General features: G+C 46.6%; 23 protein-coding genes. 6 read left to right on the forward strand and 17 right to left on the reverse strand.

The window, feature by feature from the left end; genetic code table 11:
- Window positions 1-46: 46 nt before the first annotated feature.
- Window positions 47-2,638 carry an ATP-dependent chaperone ClpB gene (gene clpB / locus ICE94_RS00885; protein ID WP_216147496.1) on the reverse strand — a complete coding sequence of 864 codons (2,592 nt, stop codon included), beginning with the start codon at window positions 2,636-2,638 and terminating at the stop codon, window positions 47-49.
- Between the two features lie 87 nt (window positions 2,639-2,725).
- Between clpB and ICE94_RS00890 the strand changes: the two genes are divergently transcribed.
- Window positions 2,726-2,983 carry a GIY-YIG nuclease family protein gene (locus ICE94_RS00890; protein WP_216147499.1) on the forward strand — a complete coding sequence of 86 codons (258 nt, stop codon included), beginning with the start codon at window positions 2,726-2,728 and terminating at the stop codon, window positions 2,981-2,983.
- On the opposite strand, the gene moaE is transcribed toward ICE94_RS00890, so the two are convergent.
- From moaE to ICE94_RS00925, 7 genes are read right to left on the reverse strand one after another with little or no spacing between them, the layout of a single operon-like run.
- Complete coding sequence (gene moaE, locus ICE94_RS00895; protein WP_216147502.1) at window positions 2,980-3,432, reverse strand: molybdopterin synthase catalytic subunit MoaE; 453 nt, start codon at window positions 3,430-3,432, stop codon at window positions 2,980-2,982. The two genes, ICE94_RS00890 and moaE, sit on opposite strands and share 4 nt — an antisense overlap.
- Window positions 3,433-3,434: 2 nt before the next feature.
- Window positions 3,435-3,689 carry a molybdopterin converting factor subunit 1 gene (gene moaD, locus ICE94_RS00900; protein WP_216147505.1) on the reverse strand — a complete coding sequence of 85 codons (255 nt, stop codon included), beginning with the start codon at window positions 3,687-3,689 and terminating at the stop codon, window positions 3,435-3,437.
- A gap of 18 nt (window positions 3,690-3,707) precedes the next feature.
- Window positions 3,708-4,940 (reverse strand): gephyrin-like molybdotransferase Glp, encoded by a 1,233-nt coding sequence (gene glp / locus ICE94_RS00905; RefSeq protein ID WP_255539044.1) that lies wholly within the window; start codon window positions 4,938-4,940, stop codon window positions 3,708-3,710.
- Window positions 4,937-5,497 carry a molybdopterin-guanine dinucleotide biosynthesis protein B gene (gene mobB / locus ICE94_RS00910; protein ID WP_216147508.1) on the reverse strand — a complete coding sequence of 187 codons (561 nt, stop codon included), beginning with the start codon at window positions 5,495-5,497 and terminating at the stop codon, window positions 4,937-4,939. Before mobB ends, glp begins: the two co-directional genes overlap by 4 nt.
- A 59-nt stretch (window positions 5,498-5,556) precedes the next feature.
- The gene (thrC, locus tag ICE94_RS00915) at window positions 5,557-7,002 is read right to left on the reverse strand and encodes a threonine synthase (protein WP_216147511.1); all 1,446 of its coding nucleotides are present in this window, start codon (window positions 7,000-7,002) and stop codon (window positions 5,557-5,559) included.
- A 10-nt stretch (window positions 7,003-7,012) separates the two neighbouring features.
- The gene (locus tag ICE94_RS00920; RefSeq protein WP_216147514.1) at window positions 7,013-8,323 is read right to left on the reverse strand and encodes a homoserine dehydrogenase; all 1,311 of its coding nucleotides are present in this window, start codon (window positions 8,321-8,323) and stop codon (window positions 7,013-7,015) included.
- 38 nt (window positions 8,324-8,361) lie between these two features.
- Complete coding sequence (locus ICE94_RS00925) at window positions 8,362-9,588, reverse strand: aminotransferase class I/II-fold pyridoxal phosphate-dependent enzyme (protein ID WP_216147517.1); 1,227 nt, start codon at window positions 9,586-9,588, stop codon at window positions 8,362-8,364.
- Window positions 9,589-9,668: 80 nt separating this feature from the next.
- On the opposite strand from ICE94_RS00925, the gene ICE94_RS00930 reads away from it, so the two are divergent.
- From ICE94_RS00930 to ICE94_RS00945, 4 genes are all read left to right on the forward strand, one after another.
- Entirely contained in the window at window positions 9,669-10,040 is a 372-nt protein-coding gene (locus ICE94_RS00930) for an Mth938-like domain-containing protein (protein ID WP_216147520.1), read from the forward strand.
- Window positions 10,041-10,110: 70 nt separating this feature from the next.
- Complete coding sequence (locus ICE94_RS00935; protein WP_216147523.1) at window positions 10,111-10,575, forward strand: peroxiredoxin; 465 nt, start codon at window positions 10,111-10,113, stop codon at window positions 10,573-10,575.
- Between the two features lie 130 nt (window positions 10,576-10,705).
- Window positions 10,706-12,373, forward strand: coding sequence for a PhoH family protein (locus ICE94_RS00940; protein ID WP_216147526.1), 1,668 nt, complete (start codon window positions 10,706-10,708; stop codon window positions 12,371-12,373).
- The gene (locus ICE94_RS00945) at window positions 12,354-12,932 is read left to right on the forward strand and encodes a C40 family peptidase (RefSeq protein ID WP_255539045.1); all 579 of its coding nucleotides are present in this window, start codon (window positions 12,354-12,356) and stop codon (window positions 12,930-12,932) included. Before ICE94_RS00940 ends, ICE94_RS00945 begins: the two co-directional genes overlap by 20 nt.
- Window positions 12,933-12,940: 8 nt before the next feature.
- On the opposite strand, the gene ICE94_RS00950 is transcribed toward ICE94_RS00945, so the two are convergent.
- From ICE94_RS00950 to ICE94_RS00985, 8 genes are all read right to left on the reverse strand, one after another.
- A complete protein-coding gene (locus ICE94_RS00950) occupies window positions 12,941-13,951 on the reverse strand; it encodes an inorganic phosphate transporter (RefSeq protein ID WP_216147529.1) in 1,011 nt (336 codons plus the stop codon).
- On the reverse strand, window positions 13,951-14,577 hold the full coding sequence (locus ICE94_RS00955; RefSeq protein WP_216147531.1) for a DUF47 domain-containing protein: 627 nt from the start codon (window positions 14,575-14,577) through the stop codon (window positions 13,951-13,953). The genes ICE94_RS00950 and ICE94_RS00955 overlap by 1 nt, the downstream gene beginning before the upstream one ends.
- Window positions 14,578-14,680: 103 nt before the next feature.
- On the reverse strand, window positions 14,681-16,081 hold the full coding sequence (gene dnaB / locus ICE94_RS00960; RefSeq protein WP_216147533.1) for a replicative DNA helicase: 1,401 nt from the start codon (window positions 16,079-16,081) through the stop codon (window positions 14,681-14,683).
- Window positions 16,082-16,120: 39 nt separating this feature from the next.
- Window positions 16,121-16,573 carry a 50S ribosomal protein L9 gene (gene rplI, locus ICE94_RS00965; protein WP_216147536.1) on the reverse strand — a complete coding sequence of 151 codons (453 nt, stop codon included), beginning with the start codon at window positions 16,571-16,573 and terminating at the stop codon, window positions 16,121-16,123.
- A 15-nt stretch (window positions 16,574-16,588) separates the two neighbouring features.
- Window positions 16,589-16,867 (reverse strand): 30S ribosomal protein S18, encoded by a 279-nt coding sequence (gene rpsR, locus ICE94_RS00970; protein WP_216147539.1) that lies wholly within the window; start codon window positions 16,865-16,867, stop codon window positions 16,589-16,591.
- Between the two features lie 11 nt (window positions 16,868-16,878).
- Window positions 16,879-17,166 carry a primosomal replication protein N gene (gene priB, locus ICE94_RS00975; RefSeq protein WP_216147542.1) on the reverse strand — a complete coding sequence of 96 codons (288 nt, stop codon included), beginning with the start codon at window positions 17,164-17,166 and terminating at the stop codon, window positions 16,879-16,881.
- A 21-nt stretch (window positions 17,167-17,187) separates the two neighbouring features.
- Window positions 17,188-17,559, reverse strand: coding sequence for a 30S ribosomal protein S6 (rpsF, locus tag ICE94_RS00980; RefSeq protein ID WP_216147546.1), 372 nt, complete (start codon window positions 17,557-17,559; stop codon window positions 17,188-17,190).
- 93 nt (window positions 17,560-17,652) lie between these two features.
- The gene (locus tag ICE94_RS00985; protein ID WP_216147548.1) at window positions 17,653-18,624 is read right to left on the reverse strand and encodes an asparaginase; all 972 of its coding nucleotides are present in this window, start codon (window positions 18,622-18,624) and stop codon (window positions 17,653-17,655) included.
- Window positions 18,625-18,679: 55 nt separating this feature from the next.
- Here ICE94_RS00985 and lexA point away from each other — a divergent pair, with 55 nt between their 5' ends.
- The gene (gene lexA, locus ICE94_RS00990) at window positions 18,680-19,339 is read left to right on the forward strand and encodes a transcriptional repressor LexA (RefSeq protein WP_216147551.1); all 660 of its coding nucleotides are present in this window, start codon (window positions 18,680-18,682) and stop codon (window positions 19,337-19,339) included.
- Window positions 19,340-19,354: 15 nt separating this feature from the next.
- Here the strand turns inward: lexA and ICE94_RS00995 are convergent, their stop codons facing one another.
- Window positions 19,355-20,242, reverse strand: coding sequence for a lipid A biosynthesis acyltransferase (locus ICE94_RS00995; RefSeq protein ID WP_216147554.1), 888 nt, complete (start codon window positions 20,240-20,242; stop codon window positions 19,355-19,357).
- Window positions 20,243-20,271 lie beyond the last annotated feature (29 nt).

The following is a 20,271-nucleotide window of genomic DNA, read 5'->3' on the forward strand; positions in this document are numbered from 1 at the left end:
GTGACAAATTGCCTATCTGAGGGTGCTAGGCACCCTCAGCCAATCACTAGTGAACCACTCGCTCAAAGCTAAATTGACCCTTTTTGTCTACATCCACAGGAATAATATCTTTCGGGCCAAAACGTCCTTCCAAAATTAATTTAGCAATGGGGTTCTCAATATGCTGCTGAATCGCACGCTTGAGGGGGCGAGCACCAAACACAGGGTCATAGCCCGCTTCCGCTACACGCTTTAAGGCTGCGTCACTCACATCGAGTTGCATATCCATTTTGGCTAATCGATCCGTTAAGCGTTGTAGTTGAATTTTTGCAATCGCAGAAATATTCTTCTGATCCAAACCGTGGAAAACAACGACCTCATCAATACGATTGAGGAATTCAGGTCGGAAATGCTCCTTCACCTCATCCCAAACGGCTTCTTTGATCCGCTCTTGAGCCTGACCGGTCATACTCTGAATTTTTTGCGAGCCCAAATTGCTCGTCATAACAATCACTGTATTCTTAAAGTCAACGGTTCGACCTTGACCATCCGTCATGCGCCCATCATCCAAGACCTGTAGAAGGACATTAAAGACATCGGGATGCGCCTTCTCCACTTCATCGAGCAAAACAACGCTATAGGGTTTACGACGTACTAACTCCGTGAGGTAACCTCCCTCTTCATAACCGACATAGCCTGGAGGAGCCCCAATGAGGCGGGCGACACTATGCTTTTCCATGAACTCACTCATATCAATACGAATTAAGTGCTCATCACTATCAAATAGGAATTCAGCTAAGGCCTTACATAACTCGGTTTTACCAACCCCTGTAGGACCTAAGAATAAAAATGAGCCATAAGGTCTACCTTCATCTGAAAGTCCAGCGCGTGAGCGTCGGATGGCATCCGAGACCGCAGTAATCGCTTCATCTTGACCCACGACGCGCTGATGTAAACGATCTTCCATTTTGAGTAACTTATCGCGCTCACCTTGTAGCATCTTCGCAACCGGAATACCAGTGGCCCTAGAAACGACTTCAGCAATTTCGTCAGCACCCACTTGAGTACGTAATAATTTATGTGGCTTTTGCGCTCCCTTCGCTTCAGCCGCCGCAGCACTTTTTAATTTACCCTCTAGCTCTGGTAACTTGCCATACTGAAGTTCCGCAACCTTATCTAATTTGCCTTCTCTTTGAAACTTCGCTAGCTCGGCTTTGACGCGGTCAATCTCTTCTTTAATCGAAGCAGCACCTTGCGCAGCGCCCTTTTCCGCCTTCCAAATTTCCTCCAAGTCAGCATACTCTTTACCCAAACGAGTAATTTCATCCTCTAGTAAAGCCAGGCGCTTTTGCGAGGCTTCATCTTTTTCTTTTTTAACAGCTTCGCGTTCAATCTTTAGTTGAATTAAACGACGATCTAATTTATCCATGACCTCAGGCTTAGAATCTATCTCCATTTTGATGCGAGAAGCTGCCTCATCAATCAAATCAATAGCCTTATCCGGTAAAAAACGATCGGTAATATAACGCTGTGATAACTCTGCAGCAGCCACAATCGCTGGATCAGTGATTTCCACACCGTGATGTAACTCATATTTTTCTTGTAAGCCGCGCAAGATAGCAATGGTGTCCTCAACACTAGGCTCACCCACTAATACTTTTTGAAAGCGTCGCTCAAGAGCCGCATCTTTTTCAATGTACTTACGATATTCATCGAGCGTGGTGGCACCTATACAGTGGAGCTCACCACGCGCTAAGGCAGGCTTAAGCATATTGCCAGCATCCATTGCGCCATCAGCCTTACCCGCGCCAACCATCGTATGAATTTCATCAATGAAGACGATGGTTTGACCTTCGTCTTTGGCCACATCTTGCAATACTGCTTTCAGACGCTCTTCAAATTCCCCACGGTACTTAGCGCCCGCCAATAACAAAGCCATATCTAACACCAAGACACGTTTATTTTTTAAGGTCTCAGGCACTTCACCATCGACAATACGTTGTGCCAAACCCTCGACGATGGCGGTCTTACCCACACCGGGCTCGCCAATCAGGACCGGGTTATTTTTTGTACGCCTTTGAAGAATTTGTATCGCCCGACGGATTTCATCATCTCGCCCAATCACTGGATCAAGCTTGCCCATCCTCGCCCGCTCTGTGAGGTCTAAGGTGTATTTTTTAAGCGCTTCTCTTTGGTTCTCTGCATCTGCTGTATTCACAGTTTGTCCTCCACGAACAGCCTCTATGGCCGCTTCCAATGTTTGCTTATTGAGCCCTGCCTTTTTTAATAAATCAGTGATGGGCTTCTTTTCAGCCAGTAAAGCTACTAGAAATAATTCACCCGCAATAAATTCATCACCACGGCGTTTTGCTTCCTTTTCAGCAGCATGCAAAATAGCTAATAACTGGCGGCCAATTTGAACTTCATGATCTCCCTGTACTTGGGGTAAATCAGCAATCAGCTGTTTTAGACTTTGCTTAATTTCAGCGACGCGAACCCCGGAACGCTCCAATAGCGATTTCACTGGGCTATCACTTTGTTCAAGCATGGCCCATAAAACATGCTCGGGCTCTATATAAGCATGCTGATGATCAAGCGCCAAACTCTGCGCATCAGCCAATGCCTCTTGAAATTTGCTGGTTAATTTATCGAGTCTCATCCTGAAACCTCCTATATATGAGCAATATGAGCTCATTTTTAGCTTTTTCAAGTGATTTAGATCAAAAAAACAGCGGTATCATGCCGCATGACTTGGATTGTTTACCTTCTTGAGTGCTCAGATCAAACGTATTACACCGGTATTACGAATCGTCTTGATCACCGAATTGAGATGCACAATAAAGGTCAAGGAGCAAAATATACGCGTGGGCGTGGACCCGTTATTTTGCTCGGGCAACGTGCATATCCAGATAGAGCCAGCGCTAGTCGTGCTGAAGCCCAAGTAAAACGATTAAAAAAAGTAGAGAAATTGGCCTTTTTTCAAGATGATCAGTCGATCACCTAACTCTGCCATTTTTTGAGCGCTTCATCATCACTCAACCGTGCATCAACCCAACGAGAGCCATTTGGAGTATCTTCTTTTTTCCAAAATGGCGCTTGGGTTTTTAGATAGTCCATCACGAATTCGCAGGCGGCGAAAGCTTCACCCCGATGCGCGCTGGTGACCGCTGTTAAAACGATTTGATCTTCAATGTGCAAAGGACCGATTCGATGAATAATCAATACTTCATAGATATCCCAGCGCGCTTTTGCCTGAGCAATAATATCTTCTAAAGCTTTCTCAGTCATACCCGGATAATGCTCTAGCGTCATCGCAGAGACTTCGGCACCATCATTACGATCTCTCACTGTACCAATGAAAGCGGCAACGGCACCCACGCGCGCATCATTGGCTCGCAATGCCGCCAACTCCTGACTGACATCAAAATCTTGGGTTTGAACGCGCACTGGCATGACTAACCTCCCGTCACCGGAGGAAAGAAGGCCAACTCAGCCCCCTCTGTAAGAACCTGATCCACATGAATCATTTCATGATTAAGGGCTATACGAACAGCCTGCCCCTCTGCCAAGGCGCTCGCCCAAGGTTCACCACGTTGAATTAATAATTGACGCACGCCATATGCAGTCGTACCACTCGGACAATCTATTGTGTCATTAGCGGTATGAAGAGCTTCGCGCAAAGAGGCAAAAAACTTCAACTGTATTTTCATGATCTCACTATCTCAGTCTTAATTAAAAAAACTGGAGTAAGGAATATATTTCACCATATCTCCACGTTGAATGACTTGCTCTGGAGGATTATCCAATAAGCCATCAGCCCATGCTGCACCGGTCAGAACGCCAGAGCTCTGATTAGGGAAAAGATCTAAACCACCTTGTTCATTGACTTTCACTCTTAGAAATTCATTACGGCGATCAGGCCTAGGCCAATCAAAATCAGCTCGCAATACATAGCTGCGCAAAGGAGTCGGGGTGCGTCCTTGTAAACCATGAATAAACGGTCTGGCAAAGATTAAAAATGTAACGAAACTGGCCACAGGATTGCCTGGCAAACCCATAAACCAAGCATGACCGTCCTGCCCGCGTCGCTGAACTTGACCAAATGCAAAGGGCTTACCCGGTTTCATAGCAATCTGCCAAAGATTCAATTGACCTTCTGCCTCAACAGCAGGCTTGATATGGTCTTCCTCGCCTACTGAGACACCACCAGAAGTGACTATCAAATCATGATCTTGCGCTGCCTGACGGAGAGTTTGACGCGTTGCCTCAAGTGAGTCTGGAACAATGCCTAAATCAGTGACCTCACAACCGAACGAGCGAATCAAGGCTAACAAGGTATCGCGATTAGAGTTGTAGATACCGCCTGGTTGAAGAGACTGGCCCGGCATGACCAATTCGTCTCCCGTGAAAAAAGCGGCGACACGAACTTTACGAAACACTGGAAGATGAGTGAGACCCATTGCAGCAGCGACACCTAAATGTTGAGCATCAAGGCGCGTTCCACTTTGAAGCGCAATGCGGTCTATTTGCAAGTCCTCCCCTTGGCGGCGAATATAGTCCCCTACCTTAGGTTTCACTTTAATACGCACACCCTCACCCATTACTTCACAATCCTCTTGCATTACGACCGCATCGGCACCCTCAGGGATCACTGCACCAGTAAAAATCCTGGCAACAGTCCCTATCGCTAAAGGATGGCCTGGGTGGCCAGCAGGAATACGCTGGCTAATCGGTAAGATGAGCTCATCTTGAACATCAGCCACACGGACTGCATAGCCGTCCATCTGACTGTTATCTTGGGTGGGAACGTTCACAGCACTGACTAGATCTTCTGCCAAGATATGGCCCAAAGCCTGTTGAGTGGGTAACTGTTGAGAACTAGCACAACGCTTAGCATGCTCCATCAAGAATGCCAAAGTTTCTTGGGTCGTTTTCATAGGAGGCTTAGCGGGTGAATTCATAAAGTCTTCAGCCCAAAGTAATCAAGTACAAACTGCGCCACGGTCTCATGCGAATTGAGGTCCAAGAGTGGCAATGAGCGTTGTAGCTGTTGATTTAATACCTCTTGATCCTGAGTCGGACACGCTAAGGCGACTATGTAAGGATCTTGATTCGCTCTCAAAGGCTCTGTTTGACAGGCCGGATGAGCCGCTCGCCATAATTCAATCTTAGGAATGGGCGCTAGACGAAAGCCCTCTACGATCACCAGATCACAGGGTGAAATACGTTCCAATTGCTCTTCGATTTTCGGATTACGCTCAGCACGCAATTCATGCATTAAAAACCAACGCTGATCGGAAACCAATAAGACTTCATGCGCCCCAGCTTCACGATGACGATAGGAATCTTTGCCTGGGCGATCCATATCAAAATCATGATGCGTGTGCTTGATGACAGTGACTTTGAGCCCACGCTCTGTGAGATATGACAAGAGCTTTTCAATGAGCGTGGTTTTACCCGTACCCGAGTACGCCATAAAGCCCATGACCGGATACCGATAACTCGGAATATGGGTCATTTGTCTCCTCTTATATTTTTATATGATGGGTATAGTCCTAGATAAGACTATACCGTTTTTTACAAACCCGTATGCTCTTCAATTAAAGACTTGACAGCTTGGACATCAGCTGCCATGACCATCACACGTTGTGGCTGATCCTCAATACCCACAAAGCTCGCTGGCCTATCCGGTAGGCGACCAATCGCCTCAGCAATGGTTTCGGCAAATTTGATCGGCAAGGCGGTCTCCAGCACCAACATCGGAATATTGCTTTGCAAATAATCACGTGCCACACGAACCCCATCAGCAGTGTGTGTATCGATAAGCACTGAATACTTTCCGTGCACATCGCGAATCGTCTCTAAACGATTTTGATGGGTACTACGTCCAGATACAAATCCGTAAGATGCCACTTTTTTAAATACCGGATCCGCCGCTAGGTCAAAGCCCCCGAGCGTGTCGACATCTTTAAACATTTGCTTCACACGTGCACCATCATGATCGAGTAAATCATAGATGAAACGCTCGAAATTACTGGCTTTGGAAATATCCATCGATGGGCTTGATGTATGAAATGTCTCTGCTGATTTACGCGCACGGTAAACTCCTGTTTTGAAAAACTCATCCAAAACATCATTTTCATTGGTGGCCACGACTAATTTTTCAATCGGTAAACCCATCATCCGCGCGATGTGGCCCGCGCAAACATTACCGAAGTTACCTGAAGGCACACAAAAAGATACTTTTTGCTCACTGCTAGTAGTTGCCGCCAAGTATCCTTTGAAGTAGTACACCACTTGCGCTACAACCCGCGCCCAATTGATAGAGTTCACTGTGCCAATCTTCTGACGCGCCTTGAATGTCAAATCATTACTGACCGCCTTGACAATGTCTTGCGCATCATCAAAAACACCTTCAATAGCAATATTGATGATGTTGGGGTCTTGCAAAGAATACATCTGCGCCACTTGGAAGGGACTCATCTTGCCATGTGGCGATAACATAAAGACGCGTACCCCTTTTTTACCGCGCATCGCATATTCCGCAGCACTACCGGTATCTCCCGATGTTGCGCCCAAAATATTTAACTCTTGACCGCGCTTAGCTAAGGTGTACTCAAATAGATGGCCTAGAAGCTGCATCGCCATATCTTTAAAGGCGAGCGTGGGGCCATTCGATAAGCTCAAAAGACCGACGCGCGTACCTTGCTCATCGCCTAGCCAATGGATAGGTGTAATGTCATTGGCATTATCTGCACTCCGTCCATTGCAATAAACTTCTGCGGTATAAGTCTTTCTAAGAATTTGACGTAAATCATCACTCGGAATGTCATCGCAATACAGGCTCAACACTTCATATGCCAAATCAGCATAAGAGAGATGACGCCACTGATCGAGTTGTTCACGAGTGACTTTTGGATAGCTTTCTGGCATGTAGAGGCCACCATCAGCAGCCAAGCCTTCTAACAAAATTTCCGAAAAGCCGAGCTTAGCTTCATGACCGCGCGTTGAAACGTATTTCATAAAAAATCTCTTAACTCAGGTTTTCCAAGCGGATTTTGGTGACTGAGCCCTCCACCGTCTTGAGTGTTTCAATTTTTGTGATAGCAGCCAAGATATGCTTTTCCTTGGTTTCGTGAGTGAGCATAATGAGATCTGTTTGGTTCTCGCCATCTCCAGCTTCACGCTGCAACATCGCATCAATAGAAATGCCGTGATCTGCCATGACGCGCGTGATGTCAGCCAAAACGCCAGCCACATCAGCAACGCGCATACGCAAGTAATAGCTAGTAGTGACCTCGCCCATAGGCATGACCGTTGTATTCACTACAGAACCTGGCTGGAAAGCCAGATGCGGCACACGCTGCTCAGGGTCCGCCGTTTGCAAGCGCGTCACATCCACTAGATCTGCAATGACGGCTGAAGCAGTCGGCTCAGCACCAGCACCTTTACCGTAGTACAAAGTGGTACCGACTGCATCACCTTGAACTTGGACGGCATTCATGGCGCCCTCGACGTTAGCGATCAAACGCTTACTTGGAATTAAAGTAGGATGCACACGCAACTCAACTCCGTCTTGAGTTTTTTTAGTGATGCCCAATAATTTAATGCGGTATCCCAATTGCTCCGCATAACGAATATCAACAGCAGATAATTTTGTAATGCCTTCAATATGTGCTTTATCAAATTGCATCGGTATACCAAAGGCAATCGCACTCATAATGGTAGCCTTGTGAGCAGCATCAACGCCCTCGATATCAAATGTTGGGTCGGCTTCTGCATAACCTAAGCGTTGAGCCTCTTTGAGCACCACGTCAAAATCTAGACCTTTGTCACGCATCTCGGACAAGATGAAATTGGTGGTGCCATTGATGATGCCGGCAATCCATTCGATACGGTTGGCAGTCAAACCTTCACGCAAGGCCTTGATAATCGGAATGCCACCCGCAACCGCAGCCTCAAAGGCCACTGTGACACCTTTGGCTTGAGCCGCAGCAAAAATTTCATTACCGTGCACTGCCAATAAGGCCTTATTAGCAGTGACTACATGTTTGCCTTGAGCAATCGCTGCTAAGACTAAGTCCTTCGCAATGCCATAGCCACCAATCAGCTCCACGACAACATCAATCTCAGGATTATTCACGACCAACTTAGCATCATTAACGACTTTGGCACGTCCTTTAACTAACGCTTCTGCACGAGCCGTATCCAAATCAGCAACAGTATGAATCTGAATGCCCCGTCCAGCACGACGCTGAATCTCTTCTTGATTACGCTCAAGAACGGTGAAAACACCACCGCCTACAGTACCAATGCCCAATAAGCCAACTTGAATAGGTTTCATAAAAACTCGACGACTCTCTAATAAATGAATTAAAAAAGTTATTGACCGTATTTTTGACGATAGCGTTCCAAAAATCTCGCTAAACGACCAATGGCCTCACGCAGAACATCTTCATGAGGTAAGAAAACAATTCGGAAGTGATCCGCTTGTGGCCAGTTAAAACCGCTACCTTGGACCAGGAGCACCTTCTCTTCCTTAAGCAATTGCGCAACAAAAGCCTGATCATCTTCGATGGGGTACATCTTAGGATCGAGCTTAGGGAACAAATACAAAGCTGCTTTGGGCTTAACACAAGTAACACCAGGGATCTGAGTCACCAGTTCATAAGCCAAGTCACGCTGACGACGCAATCGACCGCCTTCTGCCACTAAATCGTTAATACTCTGATAGCCACCTAGAGCGGTCTGAATCGCATATTGACCAGGGACATTGGCACAAAGACGCATAGAGGAGAGCATATTCAATCCCTCAATGTAATCTTTAGCAGCACTCTTGTCCCCTGAAACCACCATCCAACCGGCGCGATATCCACAAGAACGATAGTTTTTAGATAAACCATTAAAACTGACCGTGAGGACATCCGTCGACAATGCCGCAATCGAATGATGTTTGACACCATCAAACAAGGTTTTATCGTAGATTTCATCAGCAAAGATAATCAGGCCGTGCTCACGTGCCACGGCGATGATGGCCTTGAGCGTCTCAGGACTGTAGACAGCTCCGGTGGGATTGTTGGGGTTAATAACAACAATCGCCTTGGTCTTGGGTGATATTTTTTTACGAATATCATCTAGATCAGGGTTCCAGTCTTTGCTCTCATCACAGAGATAATGAACAGGTGTGCCACCGGATAATGAGACAGCCGCCGTCCACAATGGGTAATCTGGGGCCGGTACCAAAACTTCATCTTGGGCGTTGAGCAAGGCATTCATTGCCAAAACAATGAGCTCAGACACGCCATTACCGGTATAGATATCTTCTAGCATCACACCCTGAATTTCTTTTTCTTGGCAGTAATGCATGATGGCTTTACGTGCGGAGAAAATACCCTTTGAATCTGAGTAAGGTGCGGCATTCGCTAAATTACGAATCATGTCCAACTGTATTTCTTCAGGCGGATCAAAACCAAAAACGCCGACATTACCAATATTCAATTTGATAATCTTTTGACCCTCTTCCTCCATCTGTTGAGCAAGCTCTAAGACGGGGCCGCGAATGTCGTAGCAAACGTTATTGAGTTTGTTCGATTTTTTAATTTCTTTCACAATAGCCAGCCCAGAAATGACCCTAAAGTCTTAATTTATCTATAATTTTGTAATTATGACAGAGCTTGAAGGCCTACCCCTTGAAACTACAGCCTGATGCAGCCCAAAATCTCAATACTGTGACCCGTTATGGGCCAGGCTTTATTGAAATCAACCATCTCAGCCACCCCACTTCTATCTGGGTCATGCCTGAAGGCCCTATTACTCCGTGGCCTGTGAGTCGGTTTGAGGATCTTACCAGCGCCGATTTCGCCCAAATGGCGAGCTTACAACCGCAAGTCATCATATTTGGCAGCGGTCACCGTATCCGCTTCCCAAAACCAGAACTATTGGCTCCTTTATTCGCTGCCAAAATCGGCATAGAAACCATGGATTTACAGGCGGCTTGTCGAACCTACAATATATTGATGGCAGAAGGTCGCCAAGTTCTAGGGGCTTTTCTGATTGATTGACCTTGAAAATCGGTCTTTTAGGACATAAGTCTGCTATAAATACGTAAAACATAATATAAAAGGAGACTCCATGTCAGTTGCTCTTGGCAAAGCGGTGCCCCATTTTGAAATTCCCGCAACTAGCGGTCTGACATTTAGCCCATCAGCCTGCTTGGGTAAAAATATTGTCATGTATTTCTATCCCAAGGATGCCACCCCAGGTTGCACCGTAGAAGCGATGGATTTCAGAGACCACATTGATGCTTTTACGCAAGCCAATACGGTGATCGTTGGCATTTCTAGAGACAGTCTTAAGTCCCATGAGAACTTCAAACGAAAGATTGAATTGCCCTTCGAACTACTCAGCGATGAAGATGAGATTGCCTGCCAGCTTTTCGGCGTCATTAAAATGAAAAATATGTATGGCAAGCAGGTTCGCGGTATTGAACGCAGCACCTTTTTAATTGATGCCCAAGGCATCTTACGACATGAGTGGCGCGGCCTGAAAGTTCCTGGGCATGTTCAAGATGTACTTCAAGCAGCACAAAAAATTTAATTTATTTAAATTGTTTGCAATGTCATAAAAATTAGGATAAGTTATCACTCAGATGCACACAATAACTTCACCCTCAATAACCGCCACCCCACCCGGTAGGCGGTTTTTTCTTTATTAGGAGACCTCCGGAATGCCTCTGCCACCAGTACCTTCCCAAATTGCAGACCAAGTCAATATCCGTCGCCAACCTAAAGCAGAGTTAAAAAAACGTCCCAAACGCATCGAAGCCACTATCACTGAGATGGATGAGCCTGCAGAAGTCATTGCAGAGCCGGTGGATAGTAGTGCTATGACACTCGCTACCCTAGAGCGCATGAGAGCTCCTGAAAAAGGCAAGAAAGCAGCTAGCAAACTCAACACGCCCAAGGCCAGCCCTAAGGTTAGAAAAACACCAGATGATGGCATCACTCGTTTGTTTGTGCTCGACACGAATGTATTAATGCACGATCCTACAGCGCTCTTTCGTTTCGAGGAGCATGATGTCTATCTACCCATGATGACACTCGAAGAACTCGATAACCATAAAAAAGGGATGAGTGAAGTCGCACGTAATGCTCGTACTGTGAGTCGCTCTCTCGACAATTTAGTGGCGGGCACCAGTGGCATACTCGAAGAAGGTATTCCTCTGAATAAATTGGGTAATAAAGACGCTACGGGTCGACTGTTTTTCCAAGTCTCACTCAATCAAATCAATCTTCCCGATGGCTTACCCACAGGCAAGGCTGACAACATGATTTTGGGCGTCGTGCGTGACCTACAGCAGGCGCGCAAAGATCGTCAGGTTGTTCTAGTCTCTAAAGACATCAATATGCGTATTAAAGCGCGCGCATTGGGTCTGCCCGCTGAGGATTACTTTAACGATCAGGTCTTAGAAGACCGTGACTTAATGTACTCCGGCGTACTCCAACTGCCGATTGACTTCTGGCCAAAACACGGTAAAGACATGGAAAGCTGGAGCGACACCAAGTCAGGCACGATGTTTTACCGCGTCACAGGCCCGAGTGTTGCCCATATGATGGTGAACCAGTTCGTCTATCAAGAAAATCCCGACGGCAGCACACCTTTTTATGCTCAAGTCAAAGAGATTCAAGGTAAAACCGCACTACTGCAAACACTCCGTGATTTTTCACATCAGAAAAATAATGTTTGGAGCATCACGGCTAGAAATCGTGAACAAAACTTTGCGATGAATTTACTCATGAACCCTGAGATAGATTTTGTCACTCTCTTAGGTCAAGCAGGTACCGGAAAAACCTTACTAGCGCTTGCTGCAGGACTTGAGCAAGTCTTAGATAGTAAACGCTATAACGAGATCATCATTACCCGTGCCACGGTTCCTGTGGGCGAAGATATCGGCTTTTTACCAGGGACTGAAGAAGAAAAAATGCAACCTTGGATGGGCGCTTTTGATGACAACCTCGAAGTCTTACATCGTAGCGATGATGGCGCTGGCGAATGGGGTCGTGCCGCAACTCAAGAACTCATCCGCTCACGCATCAAAGTTAAAAGTATGAACTTTATGCGTGGCCGTACTTTCGTGAGTAAGTTTGTGATCATTGATGAAGCACAAAACTTAACGCCTAAACAAATGAAAACCTTAGTGACGCGTGCAGGTCCGGGCACCAAGATTATTTGCTTAGGCAATATTGCACAGATTGATACGCCGTATTTGACTGAAGGCTCTTCGGGTCTTACCTATGTGGTCGATCGATTCAAAGGATGGCGTCACAGCGGTCACGTGACTTTGGCACGCGGTGAGCGCTCGCGCTTAGCCGATCATGCAGCTGACGCACTCTAAAACTCAATCAGATCATGGCCGAGCTACACCGACCCCCAAGGGTCGGCGTAGCGTTTTGCGATGCGGTTTACTCATTATGAGTTGCGGTGTTTTATCTGCTTGCTCATCGCTACCTTTTCGAACTTCCTCCTTACCTGATTTTTCTCAAGTGGTCAGCGCCGGTCTAGAGGACTATTCCATCGCGGCCATTGGCCTCGTGGGGGTTCCTTATCGATATGGGGGTAACACGCCTAAAGGTGGCTTTGACTGTAGTGGCTTGATTGGCTACGTTTATCAAAAGGTAGGACAAATCAAACTACCAAGAACCGTAGAAGGGATTGGTCAAGTGGGCCAATCCCTGGGCAATCAAACCCCTGCTCCAGGAGATTTAGTATTTTTTAACACCCAAGGCCATAAACACTCTCATGTGGGTATTTATGTAGGTCAAGGACGCTTCGTCCATGCCCCCTCTAAAGGGGGCACAGTACGTCTAGAGAAAATCTCTTCACCGTATTGGTCGAGTCGCTTTACCGAATCACGCCGGATTGCGACAAGCACTGCATCACGTTCTAAAAACTAACTGCGTCTTTATAAAAAGAAGCGTCCGAGCCACCAGGCTGCAGCTGCCATGAGTGCAGACGCGGGGATGGTTAAGACCCAAGCCCAGACAATGCTACCTGCTAGACCCCAACGTACCGACGAAGCACGTCGTGCAGAACCGACTCCAACAATCGCTCCGGTGATGGTATGCGTCGTTGACACCGGAATACCCAAGGCACCCGCCAAGAATAAAGTCATTGCACCACCCGTTTCAGCACAAAAACCGCCAAAGGGTTTGAGCTTAGTGATCTTCTGCCCCATGGTCTTGACAATGCGCCAGCCACCGAAGAGCGTTCCTAAACCAATCGCCACATAACAAGACACAATCACCCACATTGGCGGTGCTGTATCTGTAGTCGATATGTAGCCCCCTGTGATTAACAAGAGCCAAATAATCCCGATCGTCTTTTGCGCATCATTACCACCATGGCCCAAGCTATACATCGACGCAGAGACTAACTGTAAACGTCTAAACCAACGATCCACATAAGCGGGAGACATTCTGAAACATAACCAAGAAAATAAGAGTGTTAACAAAGCTCCCAATGTGAAACCTAAGAGAGGAGACACCAAAATGAACAAGATGGTCTTAATGACACCCGAGCTAATAAGGGCAACTGGCCCTGCTTTGGCTAAACCAGCTCCCACCAAACCACCAATCAAGGCATGAGAAGAGCTTGATGGAATGCCGAACCACCAAGTGATGACATTCCACACAATAGCACCTGATAGAGCACCAAAAATGACTACGTGATCCACCACCGCTGGATCAATGGTGCCTTTGCCAACGGTCGCAGCCACCTTGAGCTGAAATACCAAAATAGCAATGAAGTTAAAGAAAGCAGCCAAAGCGACAGCCTGTTGGGGCTTGAGAACTCCCGTAGAGACTACCGTAGCAATTGAGTTCGCGGCATCATGAAAACCATTCATGAAGTCAAATAAGAGTGCTAAGCCCACTAAGAGGACCATCACCCACATACTAATTTCTAATGTTGACATCAGGCGTTTTCCAGAACAATACCTTCGAGAATGTTCGCGACATCTTCACACTTATCTGTAATAGTCTCGAGTAACTCATAAACCGCTTTGAGCTTCATCAAACGCTTGAAATCGTTTTCTTCTCTGAATAAAACCGAGATGGCTGAACGCATGACACGGTCAGCATCAGACTCCAGCATGTCGATTTCTGTGGCAATACGTAAAATATCTTTGGCATTTTTCATATCATGCAATTTGCCAACCGCAACACTCACACGCTCACAGCAAGCTACACAAATACGTGCTAACTCGACGGCCTCAGGAGTCACTTGAGTCACATCGTATAACTGAATGACTTCAGCCACATCTTCCATCAAGTCCAAAATATCATCCATGGTAGTGATGAGCTTATGAATCTCATCACGATCTAAGGGTGTAATAAATGTCTTGTGGAGCAAATCAATTGTCTCGTGAGTGATTTTGTCTGCTTTTTTCTCAGAAGATTGAATCGCCTGAGTATGATCAGCGGCATTGGGCAAATCGTTGACTAGTTTGTATAGCTCTTCTGCCCCAGTGACACACAAATGAGCATGCTGATTGAATAATTCGAAGAAGTTTTCTTCTTTAGGCATGAAGCGACCGAGCATAGACGTCCTTTTTTATGACATGACACAAAACTGTCATCATTTTAGTCTATGCGCGTCACTGGCCCAAAAAAAAGCAGCCGAAATGTCTAGGGTAGGAATTAGATTAGAACGGCTCGTAGTTGGCGGACATGCCACCACCGCCATAGCTTTGGGCTAAATTATCGAACTTCGTAAATTGACCTTGCCAACTTAATTTAACGGTGCCAATGGGACCGTTACGCTGTTTGGCGACGATGATCTCAGCAATACCCTTGTCTGTGGTGGTATCGGGGTGATAAACCTCGTCACGGTAGATAAACAAGATCAAGTCGGCATCTTGTTCAATGGCGCCCGACTCACGCAAATCTGACATCACCGGACGTTTGTTAGGTCGTTGCTCTAAACCACGGTTGAGCTGCGACAAAGCAATCACGGGGCACTGTAACTCTTTGGCGAGGGATTTTAAAGAACGTGAAATTTCTGAAATTTCTGTGGCTCGGTTTTCGCTACTACCGCCACCACTACCACTCATTAACTGCAAGTAGTCCACCACGATTAAACCTAGAGCCCCACATTTACGAGCTACACGACGTGCTCTGGCTCTGAGTTCTAAACTACTTAAAGCCCCCGTCTCATCAATCATGATGGTCGTTTCATTTAAACGCGCAATCGCCTCAGTGATCTTAGGCCACTCATCTTCTTGCAACTTGCCTGTGCGCATGCGCGATTGGTCAATACGACCGACCGAACCCAAGATACGCGAGGCCAATTGAGACGCGCCCATCTCCATCGAGAACACTAAAACAGGTAAACCCTCTTTGAGAGCCACATTCTCAGCAATATTGACTGAAAATGCAGTTTTACCCATGGATGGACGACCGGCAACAATAATTAAGTCGCCTTTTTGTAAACCACTGGTCTGACGATCCAAGTCAATAAAGCCTGTCGCCACACCCGTAACATCACTTCCGCCCTGACGATGATAAAGCTCATCAATACGAGTCACGACATCAGTTAGAAGGTTGCTGATTTCAAAGTAATCCGTCTTACCACGATTACCCTCTTCACCAATAGCCAAAATACGAGACTCGGCTTCATCCAAAATTGTGCGCACATGTCGGCCTTCGGGCGTAAAGGCAGAGCTAGCAATCGTGTCTGATACTTGAATTAAACGACGCAGCACACTGCGATCGCGCACAATTTCAGCATAACCACGAATATTGGCTGCGCTAGGCGTAGCTTGCGCTAAAGAATTGAGGTAATCAATACCAATCGCTTGACCATCGCTCTGGCTCTTCATGGCTTCTGCGACAGTAATCACATCAGCCGGCATACCATCAGATACTAATCGTCCAATCACTCGATAAATGAGCGCATGATCAGGGCGATAAAAATCTTGCTCAGTGAGAACATCACCGACACGATCCCAAGAAGCATTGTCCAAAAGCAAACCGCCGAGCACCGATTGCTCGGCCTCGACGGAATGCGGAGGTACTTTTAATGCTTGGATTGCAGAATCAGCCATGTCTTGATGATATCAGAGGTGATATCAGACAAATGCTAATTAAACCTGCTCACCAATCACTTGCACAGTGATGTCGACAACAACATCCGTATGCACGGCAACAGATAGAGCGTGATCACCGACCATCTTCAATGGACCGGTTGGCATACGCACATTGGCCTTCTCAATCTGGAAACCTTTTTGCTGTAACGCTTCTGCCACATCATGGTTAGTTACAGAACCAAATAAACGACCATCCACACCGGCCTTTTGTTTGATTTGTACAACAACACCGTTGAGCTTCTCACCGACAGCTTTAGCGGCTGCTAATTTTTCGGCAGCTGCTTTTTCAAGTTCAGCACGCTTGGCTTCAAACTCAGCAATCGCTGTTTCTGTAGCACGACGAGCCATGCGTTGTGGGATCAAGAAGTTACGTGCATAACCATCTTTAACTTTAACGATATCGCCCAAATTACCGAGGTTGGCGACTTTCTCGAGGAGAATAACTTGCATCGAATGACTCCCTGATTATTTCTTATGTTGATCGGTGAAAGGCATCAATGCCAAGAAACGTGCGCGCTTAATCGCTGTTTCCAACTGACGCTGATACAAGGCTTTGGTGCCGGTTAAACGGGCAGGAATAATCTTGCCGTTTTCAGCAATGAAGTCACGTAGAGTGTCTACATCTTTGTAGTCAATCTGGTCTACGCCAGCTGCCGTGAAACGACAAAAACGCTTGCGCTTGAATAATGGGTTTTGTTGGGCAGGACGCTTATTTTTGCGATCCTCGTTATTACCGTATGCCATGTTTAAATCCTTTACGTATTTAGATTCGTGATATGAAAGACGAGCCGCTGGCTGCGCTGACTTTGCGGGGCCATGAAACCTTCACACTGCCTTTGCTCACCTAGGGGCCATTGTTCTAATTGCTGGGCAATTGTTCCAATCGCTATTGCTGTCAAACTCATTTGTATACGCCGAACTTGTTGATCTTCTATCACTTCACCGCAATGCTCTAATTGACATTGCACAACAGGAAGACCGGCCGGTGTATAACGCAGAGCCTCTTTAGCAATTAAGGTGGCAGTGAGGATGAAGTGATTCAACCCTAGCCAGCTCAGTGCCTATTAGGCAGCAGGCGCCTCCGTAGCTTGTTGAGCTTTACGTGCTTCTTCACGCTCAACTTGCTTCATCATGATGGATGGCTCTGTTTCAGCCTTCTTCATCTTGATTACCAAGTGACGCAAAACCGCATCGTTAAACTTAAATGAATGCTCGAGTTCTTCGAGTGTGTTCAAACCACATTCGATATTCATGCAAACATAGTGAGCTTTGGCGAGCTTGTCGATCATGTAAGCCATCTGACGACGACCCCAATCTTCTACGCGATGTACCTTACCACCTTGTGTCGCGACAGTACTCTTGTACTTCTCGATCATGGCAGGCACTTGCTCGCTTTGGTCCGGATGGACGATAAAAACGATTTCATAGTGACGCATATCTACTCCTTATGGATAAAAGCCACCTGGGCGTCTGATGAACCACTGTTTAGGCACATCACCAGTGTGACAAGGCTTAAAAAAACTACAGCACTAAATTGTAGCAAAAATAGTGCGCCAATCGCGATTTTGGGTGGTTTTTTCCTCTAAAAGAGCCAACTGTAGGGCAATTCTGGCTTTGGGTGGGTTCAAATCACGGGCTGAAACCCAATTCCACTGCGTATCTGGCTCGGGAATTTCAGAAAAAACGACCCCAGCCCCAACCCTTGAAGAGCGCACCACAGCCACCCCTAACTCGGCAGCCATCAAAAGCGCCTCAGACATCTCTTTATGAACGCTACCCTGCCCTGTGCCAGCAATCACAATGCCCTTAACGCCTTCTTTAACAAGTAAATCAACCGCTTTGGCAGACGCTCCTGCATGACTAGTCACAATCTCTACCCACGGCCAATCAATCGTTGTGGGTAACATCACATCAGCTTGACGCTTATGAATCGGGCCATCTAGCTCACGGGCACTCATCACGAGAGCATCTAAGGCATGGGTATGCTGTTTGGATAACTCTCTGGCTAAACATGGCTTACCCGCCATCACAGCCAAAACCCCAAACTGTTGGTTCTGCTTAGCCTCCTTAGCCAACATTAAAGCGGCTCGCAGATTCGCTGGGCCATCGGCATGGTCAGCATTAGCAGGCAACATAGCACCGGTTAAGACAACCGCTTTCTTATGGTGACTGGCCAACTTACCCAAGGTCGCATGTAAAAAAATAGCGGTTTCCTCAAGAGTATCCGTCCCATGGGTAATGACGATCCCCGAGATATCATCACGCTCTAACCCCGCTTCAACTGCATGGGCTAAATCGATCATTAAAGCCTCATGCATATGACGGCTATCTATATTGGCCACCTGAATACATTCCAACTCACCAAAATCACTGGCCGCCTCACGAATCAAATCGGTAATTGCCAAAGCCCCCGCTTGGTAAGCCATGGGCTTAGACGGATCATGAGCCAAGCCGGCAATCGTGCCGCCCATGCCTAAAACCATTAAATGTGCAGAATTCATAAAAACATTATCGAGGGGTCTTGCGTGGAATGAAATCACTGTATAGAATCACAGCATGGATACAAATACAGTCAAACCCAAATTGACCGCTCGGCAAGAAGAAATCTTGGAGCTCATCCAAGACAGTATCGCTAAAAGCGGTATGCCACCAACACGCGCTGAAATTGCCAAACAACTGGGGTTTGCCTCCGCGAACGCTGCTGAAGAACATTTACGCGCCCTATCCCGAAAAGGTTACTTAGAACTGAGTCCAGGCACTTCACGCGGTATTAAATTAGCCCATCAAATGACTCTACCCATTGCCGCTTTACAGCAATTGAGTTTGCCTTTGATTGGGCGTGTGGCAGCAGGCTCACCCATCCTAGCTGTAGAACATGTTGAGAAACAAATCCCAGTAGATCCTTGCCTCTTTGACCGAGGAGCTGACTACCTACTCAAAGTACGTGGCATGAGTATGCGTGACGCCGGTATTTTGGAAGGTGACTACCTCGCTGTGAAAAAAACAAGTGATGTACGCAGCGGTGATATTGTGGTTGCACGACTTGAAGATGAAGTCACCGTGAAACGTTGGTCACAAAAGAAGACCAACCATGGTTTGATGATTGAGCTAGTGGCTGAAAATCCAGATTTTGAAAATATTCTGATTGATCCACGTCGTGAAGAAATTGTTGTTGAAGGTCTTGCTGTGGGGCTGATTCGACCTGGTGGTCTCTAAACTAAGATAGTCTTCTTAGTAAATCGATTTTTCACCATCAGGACGATTTTTAAAGCGCTTGTGTATCCAATAGTACTCCGGAATGCGCGGACGAATCACTGTTTCGAAAAAAGCATTCATGCGCGCTGTATCTGCGATGGCATCTTCACTCGGAAAACCTGGCCAAGCCTCACCCACATGACAAACATAACCTGACCCATCCTCTTTGAGTACGGTGTAGATGGGGCATACCTCAGCACCTGCCAACTGGGCCATCTTAGACACAGATAAAACAGTATTAGTAGCCACCCCAAAAAATGGCACAAAGGCAGAGTCTTTACGGCCCAAATCCATATCAGGTGATAAGCACACAAAGGTACCCTGCTTTATCTCACGAATCAACTCGCGACCGTGATGCTCACGCAATAGCATACGTGCGCCAAAACGCTCACGCCAAGCCTTAATGCGTGGCTCAAAATAATCATTGGTCATGTGAATATAGAGCGTAATACCGGGTTTAACACCGAGCTTTTTTAGATGTAAAGATATTGCGATTAAACCAGCCTCGATACCGACCATATGCATGCCAACGTAAAGCCGTGGCTTACCATCTGCCAAATTCACAGCCGATTGCACCTCGACTAATTCTGTAATTTGTTGCTCACTACCTAACCACAAAATACCTCGTTCAGCAAAGCTTCGACCGAGTAAGCGCCAGTGTTCTTTTTGAATTTGCTCACGCTCTGACTCACTCATTTGCGGAAAACACGCGCGCAAATTAGCGGCAATCACCTTCACACGTGACTTAGAAAAACGTGGCGCTAAGCGTGCCAGAAAATAGCCCACATGGACAGTCCAGCGATAAGGAATGTGCGCGAGGAGCCATAAAAAGGCGTGCGCTAGACAATTAAAAAAAAACTTCATGCCTGAGATTTTCGCATGAAGTTTTTTAG

It is taken from the genome of Polynucleobacter sp. MWH-Loch1C5 (assembly GCF_018881775.1).
Classification (GTDB): Bacteria; Pseudomonadota; Gammaproteobacteria; order Burkholderiales; family Burkholderiaceae; genus Polynucleobacter.